Raw genomic sequence first — 257 nt, 5'->3', positions numbered from 1 at the left:
CGCGGCATCCACAACTTCCTCTACACCCTGCGCGAGCCGGTCGTGTTCGTGAACTTCGTCCTCCAGCACAAGATCGGCAAGGCGCTGGAGACGGTGGGGCGATTCGCGGTCAATTCCACGGTCGGGGTGATCGGCCTGTTCGACATGGCCAAGCGCAAGCCCTTCAAGCTGCCGCGGCGGAGCAACGGCTTCGCCAACACGCTGGGATTCTACGGAGTGCCGAACGGGCCGTTCATGTTCCTGCCGTTGGTCGGGCC

General features: G+C 64.2%; 1 protein-coding gene. It reads left to right on the top strand.

Translation table 11 applies throughout. The features are described 5' to 3' along the window. A partial coding sequence (locus AC0IYH_RS32535; RefSeq protein WP_471838475.1) for an MlaA family lipoprotein occupies positions 1–257 on the top strand: 257 nt, incomplete at both ends.

It is taken from the genome of Pseudomonas sp. AC463 (assembly GCF_979253585.1).
The sequence above is the reverse complement of the archived record's forward strand: the minus strand, read 5'-3'. Positions and strand labels throughout refer to the sequence as shown.